General features: G+C 58.2%; 12 protein-coding genes and 1 pseudogene. 2 read left to right on the top strand and 11 right to left on the bottom strand.

What is annotated here, in order from left to right:
• The first annotated feature begins 162 nt into the window (after positions 1–162).
• A complete protein-coding gene (gene glpD / locus ACR809_RS01615; protein ID WP_117037009.1) occupies positions 163–1671 on the top strand; it encodes a glycerol-3-phosphate dehydrogenase in 1509 nt (502 codons plus the stop codon).
• 62 nt (positions 1672–1733) lie between these two features.
• Here the strand turns inward: glpD and ACR809_RS01610 are convergent, their stop codons facing one another.
• From ACR809_RS01610 to asd, 8 genes and pseudogenes are all read right to left on the bottom strand, one after another.
• The gene (locus tag ACR809_RS01610; protein WP_002920557.1) at positions 1734–2033 is read right to left on the bottom strand and encodes a helix-turn-helix domain-containing protein; all 300 of its coding nucleotides are present in this window, start codon (positions 2031–2033) and stop codon (positions 1734–1736) included.
• Positions 2033–2380: pseudogene (locus ACR809_RS01605) on the bottom strand (type II toxin-antitoxin system RelE/ParE family toxin). Before ACR809_RS01605 ends, ACR809_RS01610 begins: the two are co-directional and overlap by 1 nt.
• Before the next feature lie 165 nt (positions 2381–2545).
• The gene (gene glgP, locus ACR809_RS01600) at positions 2546–4993 is read right to left on the bottom strand and encodes a glycogen phosphorylase (RefSeq protein ID WP_122051042.1); all 2448 of its coding nucleotides are present in this window, start codon (positions 4991–4993) and stop codon (positions 2546–2548) included.
• Positions 4994–5010: 17 nt separating this feature from the next.
• Complete coding sequence (gene glgA, locus ACR809_RS01595; RefSeq protein ID WP_002920564.1) at positions 5011–6444, bottom strand: glycogen synthase GlgA; 1434 nt, start codon at positions 6442–6444, stop codon at positions 5011–5013.
• The gene (gene glgC, locus ACR809_RS01590; protein WP_023286919.1) at positions 6444–7739 is read right to left on the bottom strand and encodes a glucose-1-phosphate adenylyltransferase; all 1296 of its coding nucleotides are present in this window, start codon (positions 7737–7739) and stop codon (positions 6444–6446) included. The genes glgA and glgC overlap by 1 nt, the downstream gene beginning before the upstream one ends.
• Positions 7740–7819: 80 nt before the next feature.
• Positions 7820–9796 (bottom strand): glycogen debranching protein GlgX, encoded by a 1977-nt coding sequence (gene glgX / locus ACR809_RS01585; RefSeq protein WP_004181465.1) that lies wholly within the window; start codon positions 9794–9796, stop codon positions 7820–7822.
• Entirely contained in the window at positions 9793–11979 is a 2187-nt protein-coding gene (glgB, locus tag ACR809_RS01580) for a 1,4-alpha-glucan branching enzyme (RefSeq protein WP_004150069.1), read from the bottom strand. Before glgB ends, glgX begins: the two co-directional genes overlap by 4 nt.
• A 238-nt stretch (positions 11980–12217) precedes the next feature.
• On the bottom strand, positions 12218–13324 hold the full coding sequence (asd, locus tag ACR809_RS01575) for an aspartate-semialdehyde dehydrogenase (RefSeq protein ID WP_122051041.1): 1107 nt from the start codon (positions 13322–13324) through the stop codon (positions 12218–12220).
• A gap of 103 nt (positions 13325–13427) precedes the next feature.
• Here asd and ACR809_RS01570 point away from each other — a divergent pair, with 103 nt between their 5' ends.
• The gene (locus ACR809_RS01570) at positions 13428–13790 is read left to right on the top strand and encodes a hypothetical protein (protein ID WP_020325126.1); all 363 of its coding nucleotides are present in this window, start codon (positions 13428–13430) and stop codon (positions 13788–13790) included.
• Here the strand turns inward: ACR809_RS01570 and gntU are convergent.
• The 3 genes from gntU to gntR form a co-directional block, all read right to left on the bottom strand.
• Positions 13787–15127 (bottom strand): gluconate transporter, encoded by a 1341-nt coding sequence (gene gntU / locus ACR809_RS01565; RefSeq protein WP_002920773.1) that lies wholly within the window; start codon positions 15125–15127, stop codon positions 13787–13789. The genes ACR809_RS01570 and gntU overlap by 4 nt on opposite strands.
• On the bottom strand, positions 15127–15657 hold the full coding sequence (gene gntK, locus ACR809_RS01560; RefSeq protein WP_002920775.1) for a gluconokinase: 531 nt from the start codon (positions 15655–15657) through the stop codon (positions 15127–15129). Before gntK ends, gntU begins: the two co-directional genes overlap by 1 nt.
• A 180-nt stretch (positions 15658–15837) precedes the next feature.
• Positions 15838–16833, bottom strand: coding sequence for a gluconate operon transcriptional repressor GntR (gntR, locus tag ACR809_RS01555; RefSeq protein ID WP_122051040.1), 996 nt, complete (start codon positions 16831–16833; stop codon positions 15838–15840).
• Positions 16834–16854: the final 21 nt, after the last annotated feature.

Raw genomic sequence — 16854 nt, 5'->3', positions numbered from 1 at the left:
AATTTTACCCTGTAGTGTACCGTCAGGCGGTAAAGAAACGCCAATATGTTACACCCATCACTTCAAAATGTTTTTTTGATGTTACCAAAAGCGCGTTTGTTTGCTATAGTGAGCGATATCGAGCATTTATGAGCTTAAACGAAAGTGTGAGAGGGTAAGAACGTGGAAACCAAAGATCTGATTGTGATAGGCGGAGGCATCAACGGTGCCGGTATCGCGGCAGATGCCGCCGGGCGTGGTTTATCCGTACTGATGCTGGAAGCGCGCGATCTCGCCTGCGCCACCTCCAGCGCCAGTTCCAAACTGATCCACGGCGGGCTACGCTACCTCGAACACTATGAGTTCCGTCTGGTCAGCGAAGCGCTGGCCGAGCGTGAAGTGCTGTTAAAAATGGCCCCGCATATCGCCTTCCCGATGCGCTTTCGCCTACCGCATCGCCCGCATCTGCGCCCGGCATGGATGATCCGTATCGGCTTGTTTATGTACGATCATCTGGGCAAACGCACCAGCCTCCCGGGATCCACCGGGTTGCGTTTTGGCGCAGAATCGGTACTTAAACCGGAAATTGTGCGCGGTTTCGAATATTCCGACTGCTGGGTCGACGATGCCCGCCTGGTGCTGGCCAACGCGCAGATGGTCGTCCGCAAAGGCGGCGAAGTGCGTACCCGCACCCGCGCTATCTCGGCGAAACGTGAGAATGGCTTGTGGGTGGTGGAAGCGGAAGATATTGATAGCGGTGAGAAGTTTACCTGGAAGGCGCGCGGCCTGGTCAATGCCACCGGCCCATGGGTCAAACAGTTCTTCGACGAAGGGATGCATCTGCGCTCGCCTTACGGCATCCGTCTGATCAAGGGCAGCCACATCGTGGTGCCGCGGGTGCATACCCAGAAACAGGCTTATATTCTGCAGAACGAAGATAAACGCATAGTGTTTGTTATTCCGTGGATGGATGAGTTCTCTATCATCGGCACGACGGACGTCGAGTATAAGGGCGATCCGAAAGCGGTGGCCATTGATGATAAAGAGATCAACTATCTGCTGAACGTCTATAACGCGCACTTTAAAAAGACCCTCAGCCGGGACGATATCGTCTGGACCTACTCCGGCGTCCGTCCGCTGTGCGACGACGAGTCGGATTCGCCGCAGGCCATTACCCGCGACTATACCCTGGATATTCACGATGAGAACGGTCAGGCGCCGCTGCTGTCCGTCTTCGGCGGCAAGCTGACCACCTATCGCAAACTGGCCGAGCATGCACTGGAAAAACTGACCCCCTACTACAAAGGGATCGGCCCGGCATGGACCAAAACCGCGGTGCTCCCCGGCGGCGATATCGGCGGCGACCGCGACGACTACGCGGCAAAACTGCGCCGTTGCTTCCCGTTCATCAGTGAATCACTGGCCCGCCATTATGCCCGCACCTACGGGAGCAACAGCGAGTGGATCCTGAAGGAAGCCAGCGCCCTGAGCGATCTGGGGGAAGATTTCGGTCACGAGTTTTATGAAGCCGAGCTGAAATATCTGGTGGAGCACGAGTGGGTGCGCAGCCTGGATGACGCCATCTGGCGTCGAACCAAACAGGGCATGTGGCTGACTGCCGAGCAGCAGGCGCGCATCAGCGAATGGCTGGCGCAGCATGCGGGAAAGTCTGAACTGTCGTTAGCGTCCTGACATCGCGCGGCGCCAGGAGAGAAATACCCGGGCTATGGCTTGCGCTTGGCCCGGATACCTGTTCACAAATTAAACGAGACTTTTTTTCCAGTTGGCAATGTGACATTTATACTGAGTTCTCCCCCCAATGCCGCAATGTAGCGTTTTAGGGTCGAAAGCCGAGGGTCATTATCTGCCTGTTCCATTTTAGCGATCGTTGGCTGCTTTACCCCCATAGCCGCAGCCATCTCTGTTTGCGACATTTGCAACTCTTCTCGAAGCAAGTTTAAAGCGACAGACTGGCGTATCTCTGCCGCTTTCGCTGCAATACGCTGCTGGCTATCAGGACTCTGTTTCGCCATGAGTTCTTTTAGCGTGGCCATTATCGCTCCTTAGTCAGGTGTTGGCTGAATTCTCTGTCAGCCAGAGTAATCATCTCTTTGTAAAAACGTTTCTCATTCATGCCATCCTTATCGCCCGCACATAAAACGATAGCTTTCCGCAGAGGATCAAAAGCAAAAAAGGCGCGGATGGGGAGCCCATGATGCTGAACCCGCAGTTCTTTCATATTCTGAAACGTTGAATCTTTCACCGTATCAACTTACGGGCGCCCAAGCTGCGGAGCAAACTCAGACAGGATGAGCATCGTGGCCAACATATCCTCTTTTAAAGCTCTACTTTGTAATTCGAACCAGGTATCAAACGTATCCGTCGTTTCTACATCCCACATAGGCTATGAACGTAAACTTATTGAGCATTTATCGTACTGCTGGCGAATTCACGTCAATAGTATATTCCCGCAATAGCCTGAATCCTCCCCGGCACTTTTCCGAATAAAACGTTCGCCACACAACACAACGGGGCCAAATGGCCCCGTTGTGTTGCATTGACTGGCTTACAGCCTTACCGGGTCGATATGCCAGATATATTTCGCGTACTCCTGGATCGTCCGGTCAGAAGAGAAGTAGCCCATGTTGGCAATATTCAACATCGCCTTATAGGCCCACTCTTCCGGGTTTTGATACAGCTCGTCGACGCGATCCTGGCAGTCCACATAGCTGCGATAGTCCGCCAGCACCTGGTAGTGGTCGCCAAAGTTAATCAGCGAATCCAGCAGGTCGCGGTAGCGCCCCGGTTCTGCCGGGCTGAAGACGCCGGTACCGATCTGCGTCAGCGCCTGGTGGAGCTCTTCATCCTGCTCGTAATATTCGCGTGGTTTATAGCCGCTGCGACGTAGCTCCTCCACCTCTTCCGCGGTGTTACCGAAGATAAAGATATTCTCTTCGCCCACGTGCTCCTGCATCTCCACGTTTGCCCCATCAAGGGTGCCGATAGTCAGCGCGCCGTTAAGGGCAAACTTCATATTACTGGTACCGGAAGCTTCAGTGCCTGCGAGGGAGATCTGTTCCGACAGGTCTGCCGCCGGAATGATCAGCTGCGCCAGACTAACGCTGTAGTTGGGGATAAAGACGACCTTCAGCTTGTCGCCAATCTGCGGATCGTTATTAATCACCGCCGCCACATCGTTGATCAGGTGAATAATGTGCTTGGCCATGTAGTAGGCCGAGGCCGCCTTACCGGCGAAAATATTCACCCGCGGCACCCACTCGGCCTGCGGATCGGCCTTGATCCGGTTATAGCGGGTGATGACGTGCAGCACATTCATTAGCTGGCGTTTGTATTCATGGATACGTTTGATCTGCACATCAAACAGCGCATTCGGATTGACCACCACATTGAGCTGTTGAGCAATATAGCTGGCCAGCCGCTGTTTGTTCTCAAACTTGGCCTGACGGACCGCCTGATTGACCATCGGGTAGTCGATATGCTGTTTCAGCTCATCAAGCTGACTCAGATCGGTCCGCCAGGTGCGGCCGATATGCTCATCCAGCACTTTCGACAGCGGCGGGTTGGCCAGCGCCAGCCAGCGGCGCGGCGTCACACCGTTGGTCACGTTGATAAAGCGCATTGGGAAGATTTTGGCGAATTCGGCAAACAGTGACTCCACCATCAGTCGGGAATGCAGCTCGGACACCCCGTTGACCTTGTGGCTGACCACTACCGCCAGCCAGGCCATCCGCACACGGCGGCCGTTAGACTCGTCGATAATCGAGGTGCGGCTGAGGAGGTCGGTATCGTTCGGATACTGCTCCTGCAAGGTCTTGAGGAAATAGTCGTTAATCTCGAAGATAATCTGCAGATGGCGCGGCAGAATTTTACCCAGCATATCCACCGGCCAGGTCTCGAGCGCTTCGCTCATCAGGGTGTGGTTGGTATAGGAGAAGACCTGGCAGGTCACCTCGAACGCCTCGTCCCAGCTGAACTTATGTTCGTCAATAAGCAGACGCATCAGCTCCGGTATCGACAGCACCGGGTGGGTGTCATTCAGGTGAATGGCAATCTTGTCCGCCAGGTTGTCATAGGTCTTATGCAACATGTAATGGCGACTCAGGATATCCTGCACCGTGGCCGACACGAGGAAATACTCCTGGCGCAGGCGCAGCTCGCGGCCGGAGTAGGTCGAGTCGTCCGGATAGAGCACGCGGGAGACGTTTTCGGAGTGGTTTTTATCCTCTACCGCGGCGAAGTAGTCGCCCTGGTTGAATTTACCGAGGTTAATTTCGCTACTGGCCTGCGCGCTCCACAGACGCAGTGTGTTGGTGGCGTCGGTGTCAAAGCCGGGGATGATCTGGTCGTAGGCTTCCGCAATGATCTCCTCCGTCTCAATCCAGCGGGTTTTCTTTCCTTCCTGCTGAATGCGGCCGCCGAAGCGCACTTTATAGCGGGTGTTGTGGCGCTCAAACTCCCACGGGTTACCGTACTCCAGCCAGTAGTCAGGAGACTCTTTTTGTCGGCCATCGACAATATTCTGTTTAAACATCCCGTAGTCGTAGCGGATGCCGTAACCGCGTCCCGGCAGACCCAGCGCCGCCAGGGAGTCAAGGAAGCAAGCCGCCAGGCGGCCCAGACCGCCGTTGCCAAGCCCGGGGTCATTCTCTTCATCGATCAGCTCTTCGAGATCGAGCCCCATCTCCGCCAGCGCGCTGCTCACATCGTCATAAATGCCCAGCGACAGCAGCGCATTCGAGAGGGTGCGGCCGATCAGAAACTCCATCGACAGATAGTACACCTGGCGCACTTCCTGGGAGAGCTGCGCGCGGTTGGAGCGCAGCCAGCGCTCCACCATGCGATCGCGAACGGCAAACAGCGTGGCGTTAAGCCATTCATGCTTGTTGGCGATGGCCGGATCTTTACCGATGATAAACATCAGTTTATAGGCAATAGAATGCTTTAACGCCTCAACGCTCAGCGTCGGTGATGCATAGCTAAAGGGTACATTCATAACAATGACTCCAGTGGTTACATCAAGCGTTGATAAAGTTCGCGATAGGAGTTCGCGGCAACCTGCCAGCTAAAATCCATATTCATCGCCTGACGCTGCACGTAGCGCCAGAGCGACGGGCGCGACCAGAGGACAAAGGCGCGACGGATAGCGCGCAGCAATGACAGCGCATTGCTGTCCTCAAAGACAAACCCTGTCGCCAGACCATCGGCCAGATTCTCCAGCGAACTGTCAGCGACGGTGTCCGCCAGACCGCCGGTGCGGCGCACCAGCGGCAGCGTCCCGTACTTCAGACCATACAGCTGGGTCAGGCCGCAGGGTTCAAAGCGGCTCGGGACCAGAATGACGTCGGCGCCGCCCATAATGCGGTGGGAGAAGGCCTCATGGTAGCCAATCTGCACACCCACTTTGCCCGGGTGTTCGGCGGCGGCGGCGAGGAAACCTTCCTGCAGCACCGGATCGCCGGCGCCCAGTAGCGCCAGCTGGCCGCCCTGCTCAAGCAGACCCGGCAGCGCTTCAAGCACCAGGTCCAGCCCTTTCTGGCTGGTAAGACGGCTGACGACGGCAAACAACGGCGCTTTATCATCGACCTTCAGGCCCATGGCAATCTGCAGCTGACGCTTGTTCTCCGCCTTCTCCTCCAGCGTGTCGCGATCGTAGCGCATCGGCAGCAGCAGATCGTTTTGCGGGCTCCAGATACCGTCGTCAACACCGTTGAGAATTCCCGACAGCCGACCTTCATGATGGCGCTGGCGCAGCAGCCCCTCCATGCCGTAGGCGTACTGCGGCTCGGTGATCTCGCGCGCGTAGGTCGGGCTCACCGCCGTAATATGGTCGGCGTAGTAGAGGCCGGCCTTGAGAAACGAGATCTGCCCGTTAAACTCGAGGCCATGCATGTTATAGAACGACCACGGCAGCTCAATGTCATTCATATGCCAGGAGTAAAACATCCCCTGGTACGCCAGGTTGTGCACGGTAAACACCGATTTAGCCGGGCGTCCGCGCGCCGCCAGGTAGGCTGGCGTCAGGCCGGCGTGCCAGTCATGGGCATGCACCACATCCGGGCGCCAGAACGGATCCAGTCCGCTGGCCATTTCACTTCCCACCCAGCCCAGCAGCGCAAAGCGCAGGACGTTGTCGGGATAAGCGTGCTGGTTGGTATCGTGGTAAGGGCTCCCCGGACGGTCATAGAGATGCGGGGCGTCTATCAGGTAGATCCCCACGCCGTTAAAGTGGCCGTACAGCAGCGTGATCCGCCCGGCGAAGGTATCCCGGCGGGTCACCACCTGGGCATCCACCACGCCGCGACGGATATCGGGAAACGCCGGCAACAGCACGCGCGTATCGATACCCTCCGCGATTTGCGCCGCCGGCAGTGCGCCGATGACGTCCGCCAGACCGCCCGTCTTTAACAGCGGGAACATCTCAGAACATACATGTAAGACCTGCATTAGCGCTCCTGTTTGTGCCCTAATTTCCGCAGCATGTCGCGGGTCACCAGCACGATACCTTCCTCTGAGCGATAGAAGCGGCGTGCATCCTCTTCCGCATTCTCACCAATCACCATTCCTTCCGGGATAACACAGGCGCGGTCAATCACGCAGCGACGCAGGCGGCATGAGCGCCCCACCCAGACATCTGGCAACAAGACTGCCGAATCAATGTTACAGAACGAATTCACCCGCACGCGCGGGAACAGCACCGACTGCACCACCACCGACCCGGAGATAATGCACCCCCCGGAAACCAGCGAGTTCAGGGTCATGCCGTGGCTACCGGAGCGGTCCTGCACGAACTTCGCCGGCGGCAGCGATTCCATATGGGTGCGGATCGGCCAGTTCTGGTCGTACATATCCAGCTCCGGCGTGACTGACGCCAGATCGAGGTTAGCCTTCCAGTAGGCTTCCAGCGTCCCCACGTCGCGCCAGTAAGGTTCGGCGTTCGGGTCGGACTGCACACAGGAGAGCGGGAAAGGATGTGCATAAGCCATGCCAGCTTCGGTGATCTTCGGAATGATGTCTTTGCCGAAATCGTGGCTGGAGTGCTCGTTGCGATCGTCTTCTTCCAGCAGCTCATAAAGATAGGCGGCGTCAAAGACATAAATGCCCATGCTGGCCAGCGATTTGGTCGGGTCGGTCGGCATCGCCGGCGGGTTGGCGGGTTTCTCGACAAACTCAATGATTTTTTCGTTTTCGTCGACCGCCATGACGCCGAAGGCGGATGCCTCTTCAATGGGCACCGGCATGCAGGCCACGGTGCAACGCGCCCCTTTTTCGACATGGTCGATCAGCATGCGCGAGTAGTCCTGCTTATAAATATGGTCGCCCGCGAGGATCACCACGTACTCGGCCTTGTAGCGGCTGATGATATCCAGGTTTTGCGTCACCGCATCCGCCGTGCCGCGATACCAATTTTCGCCATGCACGCGCTGCTGAGCCGGCAGCAGATCGACAAACTCGTTCATCTCTTCGCTGAAGAACGACCAGCCGCGCTGGATGTGCTGCACCAGCGTGTGCGACTGATACTGGGTAATAACGCCGATGCGGCGGATCCCTGAGTTAATGCAGTTAGATAATGCGAAATCGATAATACGGAACTTGCCGCCAAAGTGAACGGCAGGTTTCGCACGCTTAATGGTGAGATCCTTCAGCCGGGTGCCACGCCCGCCCGCGAGGATCAACGCCACGGATTTGATGGGTAATTGACGCGCCAGCATCAGCGGATCGTTTTTTTCAAGCCTAACCATGATTAACTCCTTTTTACACCCCCGCTTTCCAGCTCATCCCGCCGCGCCGCCGCCACGGGTCCAACCGAAAGCTTCAGGGCTTACGACCTTTGAAATACGCACACTCCGTGCGCGGGCCCATGCCAGACAGCCATGATGACCGGATTATCCTCTCCGGCGAATGGAGGAACGGCGCGCCATTCCCCCTCGGGTAAAACCATATCGACCACCTCTGCGGTGGCGTTCAGCGTGAGCAGCCAGCGATCCGACAACTGGATCTGCATACACGCGGCCCCCTGCTGCCACTCCGCGGCAGTCAGGGGCTGGGCGTTGCGATTAAGCCAGCGGACGTTGCCATCCCCCTCCTGCCACCAGCGGTTGCGGGTGAGCGCCGGAATACGACGCCGCAGGTGGATCAGCGCCGCGGTAAAGGCGGTTAATCCCGGGTTCGCCTGGCGCCAGTCCAGCCACGTCAGGGCGTTGTCCTGGCAGTAAGCATTATTGTTACCGTGCTGGCTGTGGCCCTGTTCATCGCCCGCCAGCAGCATTGGCGTCCCCTGAGCCAGCAGCAGCGTCGTTAGCAGCGCATGCGCGCTGGCGCGCCGCCGTTCAATCACCGCAAAATTCGCTTCTAATCCTTCTATACCATGATTGTTGCTGTAGTTATTGTTAGTCCCATCGCGATTCTCCTCCCCGTTTGCCTCATTGTGTTTCTGATTGAAACAAACGCAGTCGCGCAGCGTGAAGCCATCGTGGGCCGTCACCAGGTTGACCGTCGCCGATGGCGGCTTGCCATCGCGGGCAAAGAGATCGCTGGAGGCCGCGAAACGTTGCGCAAAATCCCCCAGGGAGACATTTTGCTGTAGCCAGAAGCGTCGGGCGCTATCGCGAAAATGGTCATTCCATTCAGCGAACAGCGGTGGGAAATTACCCACCTGATAGCCGCCCGGGCCGATATCCCAGGGTTCCGCAATCAGTTTCACCTGCGACAGCACGCTGTCGCGGCGGATAGCCTCGAACAGCGGCGCATCCTGGCGGAATTCCGGCGTCCGCCCCATCACTGAGGCGAGGTCGAAGCGAAAGCCGTCGACATGGCACTCATCCACCCAAAAGCGCAAACACTGGCGCGCCCACTCCACCACGCCGGGGTGGCTAAGATTGAGCGTATTACCGCACCCGGTCCAGTTGTGATAATCGCCATCCTCCCTTACCCAATAATAGCTACGGTTGTCGATTCCGCGCAGGGAGACGGTGGGCCCTTCGAGATCGATTTCCGCACTATGGTTGAGCACGATATCCAGAATCACTTCGATACCGGCGGCATGCAGCGCCTTAACCGCATCGCGAAACTCATCCAGGGCGCGATCCGGGTCGCTGGCGTAGCGCGGATCCAGCGCGAACCACGCCAACGGGTTGTAGCCCCAGTAGTTGCTTAACCCCATCCGCTGCAGTCGCGGCTCGCTGGCGAACTGCGCCACCGGCAACAGCTCAAGGGCGCTGATGCCCAGCGATTTGAAGTAAGCGATCATCGCCGGGTGGCCCAGCGCTTTATAGGTTCCGCGAATGGCTTCCGGTAGCTGCCGATTAAGCAAGGTGAGCCCTTTCACGTGCGCTTCATAAATCACCGTTTCCCCCCATGGGGTACGCGGCGGTTTATCGCCACGCCAGTCATAGCGCAGATCCACCACCTGCGATTTTGGCGCGACCGCGGCGCTGTCGCGGCGATCGGGCTGCCACATGCCGCCGTGCAGGCGCTCATCGTCAGGCAGATCGCCCTCGACCCGGTGGGCGCTGGGATCGATCAACAGCTTGGCCGGGTTAAAGCGGTGCCCCTGCGCCGGGTCCCAGGGACCATGTACCCGATAGCCGTAGCGCAGGCCCGGCCCGGCGGCGGCCAGCCAGCCGTGCCAGATGTCGCCGCTGCGCGCCGGGAGATCGAAGCGTTGCTCGTTGCCCTGCTCGTCGAATACGCACAGCTCCACCCGCTCCGCATGGGCGGAGAAGAGGGCGAAATTCACCCCCTTGCCGTCATAGCTGGCGCCCAATGGCGCAGGTTTGCCTGCCGCGAGTGAGGTCATTGCGCCTCCCGGACCAGCCAGATCGTCGCCAGCGGGGGCAGGGTCAGCGACAGCGAATGTTCGCGGCCATGACTGGCGATAGCGTCGCTTTCCACCACGCCGCCATTGCCCTGATTGCTGCCGTGATAGTGCATGGAGTCGGTATTTAGCGCCTCGCGCCAGCGGCCCGGCTGGTTAATGCCGAAGCGGTAGTCGTGGCGCGGCACCGGCGTGAAGTTGCTGGCGACGATAATCTCGTTGCCCGCCCGGTCACGGCGTACAAAGACAAACACCGAGCGCTCATGGTCGTCGACCACCAGCCATTCGAAGCCGTAGGGGTCAAAATCCAGCTCGTGCAGCGCTTTATGATGACGGTAGGTATGGTTCAGGTCGCGCACCAGCCGCTGGACGCCGTGGTGCCAGTTGTCGCCGCCCTCCAGCAGATGCCAGTCGAGGCTAACGTCATGGTTCCACTCGCGCCCCTGAGCGAACTCATTGCCCATAAACAGCAGCTTTTTCCCCGGGAAGGCGAACAGCCAGCCGTAGTAGGCGCGCAGGTTGGCGAACTTCTGCCAGGCATCGCCCGGCATGCGGTCGAGAATCGATTTTTTGCCGTGCACCACTTCATCGTGGGAGAGCGGCAGCACAAAGTTCTCGGTGTAGTTGTAGAGCATGCCGAAGGTCATTTTGTCATGATGGTAGCGGCGATGCACCGGATCGAGCTTCATGTAATCCAGGGTGTCGTGCATCCAGCCGAGGTTCCATTTGAACCAGAAACCGAGGCCGCCGCCGGCTGGCGGACGGGTCACCCCGGCAAAATCGGTGGACTCTTCCGCCATGGTGACCGCGCCCGGCGTCTGTTCGCCAAGGATGCGGTTGGTGTTGCGCAGAAACTCAATGGCTTCCAGATTCTCCCGACCGCCGTATTCGTTGGGGATCCACTCTCCCGCCTTGCGGCTGTAATCGCGATAGATCATCGAGGCCACCGCGTCGACCCGCAGCGCATCGATGCCGAAGCGTTCGATCCAGTACAGCGCGTTACCCACCAGGTAGTTGCTGACTTCCCGACGTCCGTAGTTGTAGATCAGGGTATTCCAGTCCTGGTGATACCCCTCGCGCGGATCGCTGTGCTCATACAGCGAAGTGCCGTCAAACGAGGCAAGGGCAAAATCATCCGCCGGGAAGTGGCCGGGCACCCAGTCAAGAATGACGTTCAGCCCGGCGGCGTGCGCGGCATTGATAAAGTAACGGAAATCGTCGCGGGTGCCGAAGCGGCGGGTCGGCGCATAGAGCCCGGTGGGTTGATAGCCCCAGCTGCCGTCGAACGGGTGCTCGTTAACCGGCAATAGTTCGAGATGGGTGAAGCCCATCCATTTCGCATAGGGCACCAGCTGGTCGGCCAGCTCGCGGTAGCTCAGCCAGAAATTATTATCGGTATGACGGCGCCAGGAGCCGAGATGCACTTCATAGATAGAGATCGGGGCATCAAACTGGTTCGCCGCTCTGCGGTCCGCTGGCTGTTCCACTTTGGGCGGCAGATCGCAGATAAGCGAGGCGCTTTCCGGACGCATTTGCGACTCAAAGGCGTAAGGGTCGGCTTTGACCCGCAGATTGCCGTGGGCGTCAATCAGTTCGAATTTATACAGCTGGCCATTGTGCGCGCCGGGAACGAACAGCTCCCAGATCCCGGACTCTTTGCGGAATCGCATCGGGTGGCGACGGCCATCCCAGTAGTTAAACTGCCCCACCACCGATACGCGGCGGGCGTTCGGCGCCCACACCGAGAAACGGGTACCGGTGACGCCGTCCATGGTGGCAGCGTGCGCGCCCAGCGTTTCGTAAGGGCGCAGGTGGGTCCCTTCCGACAGCAGCCAGACGTCAAGGTCCTGTAACAGCGGACCAAAGCGATAAGGGTCATCGATCAGATTCTGCTGCCCGTGCCAGGTGACGGCCAGCTGATAGCGAAAAGCGTTTTTACGCCGCGGCAGGACGCCGCTGAAGAAACCACGCGAGTCGAGACATTCGAGCTTGCCGACTTTGCGTCCGGTTTTCGGTTCAATAACCCACACGTCGGTGGCATCGGGTAATAATGCGCGCACTTCCAGCCCGGCGTCAGTACGGTGCATGCCGAGCACGGAAAAGGGATCCGCGAAATGACCGGCGATTAGCGCATTAATCACGTCTCTATCAATATGATTAGACATGCTTTCATCCTGTTGTAAGTGTCGCTCATTCCTGTAACTGGCGACTTTTTTTGACCTGAACGGCGCAGTGCTCTCAGCATCCTCCTGCTCCGTCCCACCTTCAGGTAAGGAATTCCTTACTTAAAGCATAGCCAAGGCTGAGTTACCTCCGTGGGGAAAAATCTAACATCCGCGTTTACTCCTTGTATTACGCAAAAAAAAAGGGGGCTTGAAGACCCCCTTTCTGTTCATCCTGGGCTTACGCCAGCTGGCGAAGCATCCGGCGCAGCGGCTCCGCGGCGCCCCACAGCAGCTGGTCGCCAACGGTAAAGGCCGATAGATACTCCGGCCCCATATTCAGTTTACGCAGGCGTCCTACCGGGGTGGTCAGGGTGCCCGTCACCGCGGCTGGGGTCAGCTCGCGCATGGTAATCTCACGATCGTTCGGTACCACTTTGGCCCACGGGTTGTGCGCGGCCAGCAGCTCCTCAACGGTCGGGATAGAAACATCTTTCTTCAGCTTGATGGTAAACGCCTGGCTGTGGCAGCGCAGCGCGCCAACGCGAACGCAGAGGCCGTCTACCGGGATAACGGACGAGGTGGCGAGGATCTTGTTGGTCTCCGCCTGGCCTTTCCACTCTTCGCGGCTCTGACCGTTATCCAGCTGTTTGTCGATCCACGGGATCAGGCTGCCCGCCAGCGGTACGCCAAAGTTATCGACCGGCAGCTCGCCGCTGCGGGTCAGCGACGTCACTTTGCGCTCAATATCCAGGATGGCGGAAGCCGGGTCCGCCAGCTCCGCGGCCACATGATTATGCAGTTGCCCCATCTGGCTCAGCAGCTCGCGCATATGACGCGCGCCGCCGCCGGAAGCCGCCTGGTACGTCGCCACGCTGACCCACTCCACCAGATCCTGAGCAAACAGGCCGCCGAGGGACATCAGCATCAGGCTGACGGTGCAGTTGCCGCCGACAAAGGTTTTCACGCCGTTGTTCAGGCCGGCGGTGATCACATCCTGGTTAACCGGGTCGAGGATAATGATCGCATCGTCCTTCATGCGCAGCGAAGAAGCCGCGTCAATCCAGTAACCCTGCCAGCCGCTTGCGCGCAGCTTCGGGTAAATCTCGTTGGTGTAATCGCCGCCCTGGCACGTGACAATAATGTCCAGCGCCTTCAGCGCGTCCAGATCGAACGCATCCTGCAGCGTGCCAGCGGTGCTACCGCCGAATGACGGCGCTGGCTGTCCCAGCTGGGAGGTAGAGAAGAACACCGGGCGAATGGCGTCGAAATCGCGCTCTTCAACCATGCGTTGCATGAGGACAGAGCCGACCATTCCGCGCCAGCCGATAAAACCAACATTTTTCATAACGTATTCCTGCGAGGTGTGTGCTGTTTGTGCCTGGCCAGTTTCCAACTGGATTATCCCTCACCTTACAAAATGCAGCTAAAGTCGCAAGTGAAATTAATCAATGATTGCTGAACAATCAGAAAAGCAACTTATCCTGCACATTGTCCACCGTCGCTGGTCGTCGTCAAAAGCGCAACGATTATCGGGGAAATCCCCCGGGGAATGGAATATTTTCCGTCGCTATTTTATTGATCCTGATTATGGATTAAGCGTGAAATCTGGTGCTTTTCCGCTTGCCAAAAAAAAGCGACAAACCCAGTCACAGCAAGGGCTGACGAGGGATACGAGCATCGTCGTAGCGCTAATAAGGGCCAATAGCTGGCAAGGAAAAGAGGGAAAAAGGGCGGCTTATTGCAAAGAAGCCAGGGTAAGCAGCGTTACCCTGGCTTTTTATTTCCCGCGAGCGGGAGATGAGCGGGCTTAGCTCAGCAGCTGGAAGGCGATCATACCGACAATCGCCCCGGTGGTGCCAAGGATGGTTTCCATCATGGTCCAGGTCTTCAGCGTCTGGGCTTCACTGGCGCCGGTAAATTTACCGAACAGCCAGAAGCCGGCGTCGTTCACGTGGCTTACCACAATCGAGCCGCCGGCGATACAGATAGACAATGCCGCCATCTGCGCGCCGCTGTAGTTCAGCTGCTCAATCACCGGCATCACCAGGCCGACCGCCGTCAGGCACGCCACGGTGGCAGAGCCCTGAATGATACGCACCGCCGCCGCCAGTACGAAGCAGGTAATAGCGATCGGCAGCCCCATTCCGGTCAGCGCTTCACCAAGCGCCGGGCCAACGCCGGAGTCAACCAGCACCTGCTTGAAGACGCCGCCAGCCCCGATCACCAGCAGAATAATCCCGGCCGGCTGCAGCGCGTGGCCGCAAATCTCCATCACCCGGTCTTTCGCCATTCCCTGACGTACCGCCAGACCGTAAATCGCCACCAGGCAGGCCACCAGGATCGCGGTGAACGGGTGGCCGATAAACTCGAACCATTCGTAGGCAGTGGAACCCACCGGCACAAAGCGCGCGGCGATGGTTTTCAGGCCAACCAGCACCAGCGGCAGCAGGATCAGCGCCAGGCTGAAGCCGAAGGAGGGCATTTTGCCTTCGCCGAGATGCGGTTCCGTGACGTCGTCAGGAATATGCAATTCGACGTAGCGGCTGATGAAGTTGCCCCATAGCGGACCGGCGATAATCATCCCCGGAATGGCCGCACACAGGCCAATCAGGATCATCCAGCCAAAGTCGGCGTGCATTTGCGACGCCAGCAGCATCGGCGCCGGTCCAGGCAACAGAAACGCCGCGGCGGCGGCAACGCCGGCAAACAGCGGGATCACCAGCTTCACGAGGTTAGTACCGGTATGGCGCGCCATCGAGAAGGCGACGCTAATCAGCAGTACGATCGCCACTTCGAAGAACAACGGCAGCGCGCAGATGAGTCCGGCGAGACCAATCGCATAGTGCGCGCGATTGTGGCCAAAGGATTTGAGCATCTTGACGGCAATCTGATCGACCGCCCCCGTTTCATGCAGGATCTTCCCGAACATCGCGCCGAGCGCGACGACGATCGCCAGGAAGCCCAGCGTACCGCCCATCCCTTTCTCCATCGTCGCCGCGATTTTATCCAGCGGCATGCCGGAGAAGAGACCGGCGCCAATAGAAACCACCATCAAAGCCACGAAGGCGTGCATTCGCGCCTTCATGACTAAAAACAGCAGCAGCAATACCGAGCCGACTGCTGTTAAAACAAGCGTTAAAGTACTCACTAGTGACTGCCTTTGTTGATCACCTCGATGGTGCTGGCCACCACGCCTTCCAGCGGCTGGTCGATATCGACGATAAGCACATCGCTCTCGTCGGCGCCTGGTTCCTGCAGCGTTTCAAACTGCGTCACCAACATTTGGGTTTTAAAGAAGTGCCCTTTACGCGCCTTCAGACGGCTTTCGATCACGTCGAAATCGCCTTTCAGGTAGATGAAGGAGAGGTTCGGGTTGCCCTTGCGCAGAATGTCGCGATAGCTCTTCTTCAGCGCCGAGCAGACGATCAGCGACACCTTGTTGGTACGCTGCATGGCGAACGCGGCGTCATTTAGCGCCTGCAGCCACGGCGTGCGGTCGTCATCGTTGAGCGGCTCGCCGGAGGCCATCTTGGTGATATTGCTGCGCGGATGGAGAAAGTCGCCGTCAAGAAACGCGGCATGCAGTTGATGCGCCACTTCGCTGGCGACAGCGGATTTTCCGCTGCCGGAAACGCCCATCAGGACATAGACGTGGTGATCATGGTTAGTCGTGCTCAAAGCGTCCTCCCACTGGACTGGTACGCCGCGCCGGGGCTGACTCATCCAGCGCGAAGGCGGCGTATCGGTTAATTGTTACGGGTAACTGTTATCGGTAACATTGTCATGCCGGGCCTGTGGAGAAGCAATATCCATTCGTGCCAGATGTGAATATGTGTGATCTACTTCAAACTTGTCAGTTTAAATTGATCCGCCCGGTGACAATGTGAAACCTAAATCTAACATCTTAGGGGTAATCGCTTCACCACGAATGCGCGCCAGCAGCCGTTCGGCGCCGATGCGCCCCATTCGCTCGCGCGGGGTCAGGACGCTGGCCAGCCGCGGCTCCATCACCTGGCCGATATCATGGCCGTGGAACCCGGCGATCGCCATATCATCGGGGATCTTCAGCCCCAGACGCTGGCACTCGAACGCCGCGCCGACCGCGAGGTCATCGTTGGTGCAGAAGATGCCGTCGAGCTGCGGATATTCGCGGCGCGCCTGGCGCATCAGCTCAATCCCCGAAGAATAGGACGAGGATTGTTCCACCATCACGCTGTAGGGCGTCATCCCGGCGTCAAGCATCGCCTGCTCGTACCCCTTCTGTTTGATGATAGTACGTTCATCAAGACGCGCCCCCAGATAGGCGACATGGCGGTGGCCGCGGGCGATGATCGCCGCGGTCATCTGCCGGGCGGCTTCAAAGTTATCAAACCCGACGGCAATATCGAGACACGGCGACCGGCTGTCCATCAGCTCCACCACCGGAATGCCGGCGACTTCGATCATCTTCAGGGTGCGCGGCGTATGGGTGCGTTCGGTGAGGATCAGGCCATCAATGTTCCAGGAGAGCATCGATTCGAGGCGTTTCTCTTCCATTTCCGGCTTATAGCCGTAGTGCGCCAGCATGGTTTGATAGCCGAAGGCGTCGGTGACGCTTTCGATACCGCGCAGTACTTCCGAAAAGACCTGATTGGTTAACGACGGCAGCAGCACGCCGATGGCGCGGCTGGTGGCGTTGGAAAGAATGTCAGGGGCGCGATTGGGAATATAACCCAGTTCATCGAGGGCAACGGCAATCTTGCCACGCAGCGCTTCGGAGACCTGCTCCGGGTTGCGTAAATAGCGACTGATCGTCATTTTGGTCACGCCGACAAGATCGGCTACATCCTGAAGTACGGGTCTTTTCTTTTTCATCGTCCTGACTGTGATCAACGG

Source organism: Klebsiella sp. CD33, from assembly GCF_051992865.1.
Lineage (GTDB): Bacteria > Pseudomonadota > Gammaproteobacteria > Enterobacterales > Enterobacteriaceae > Klebsiella > Klebsiella pneumoniae.
The sequence above is the reverse complement of the archived record's forward strand: the minus strand, read 5'-3'. Positions and strand labels throughout refer to the sequence as shown.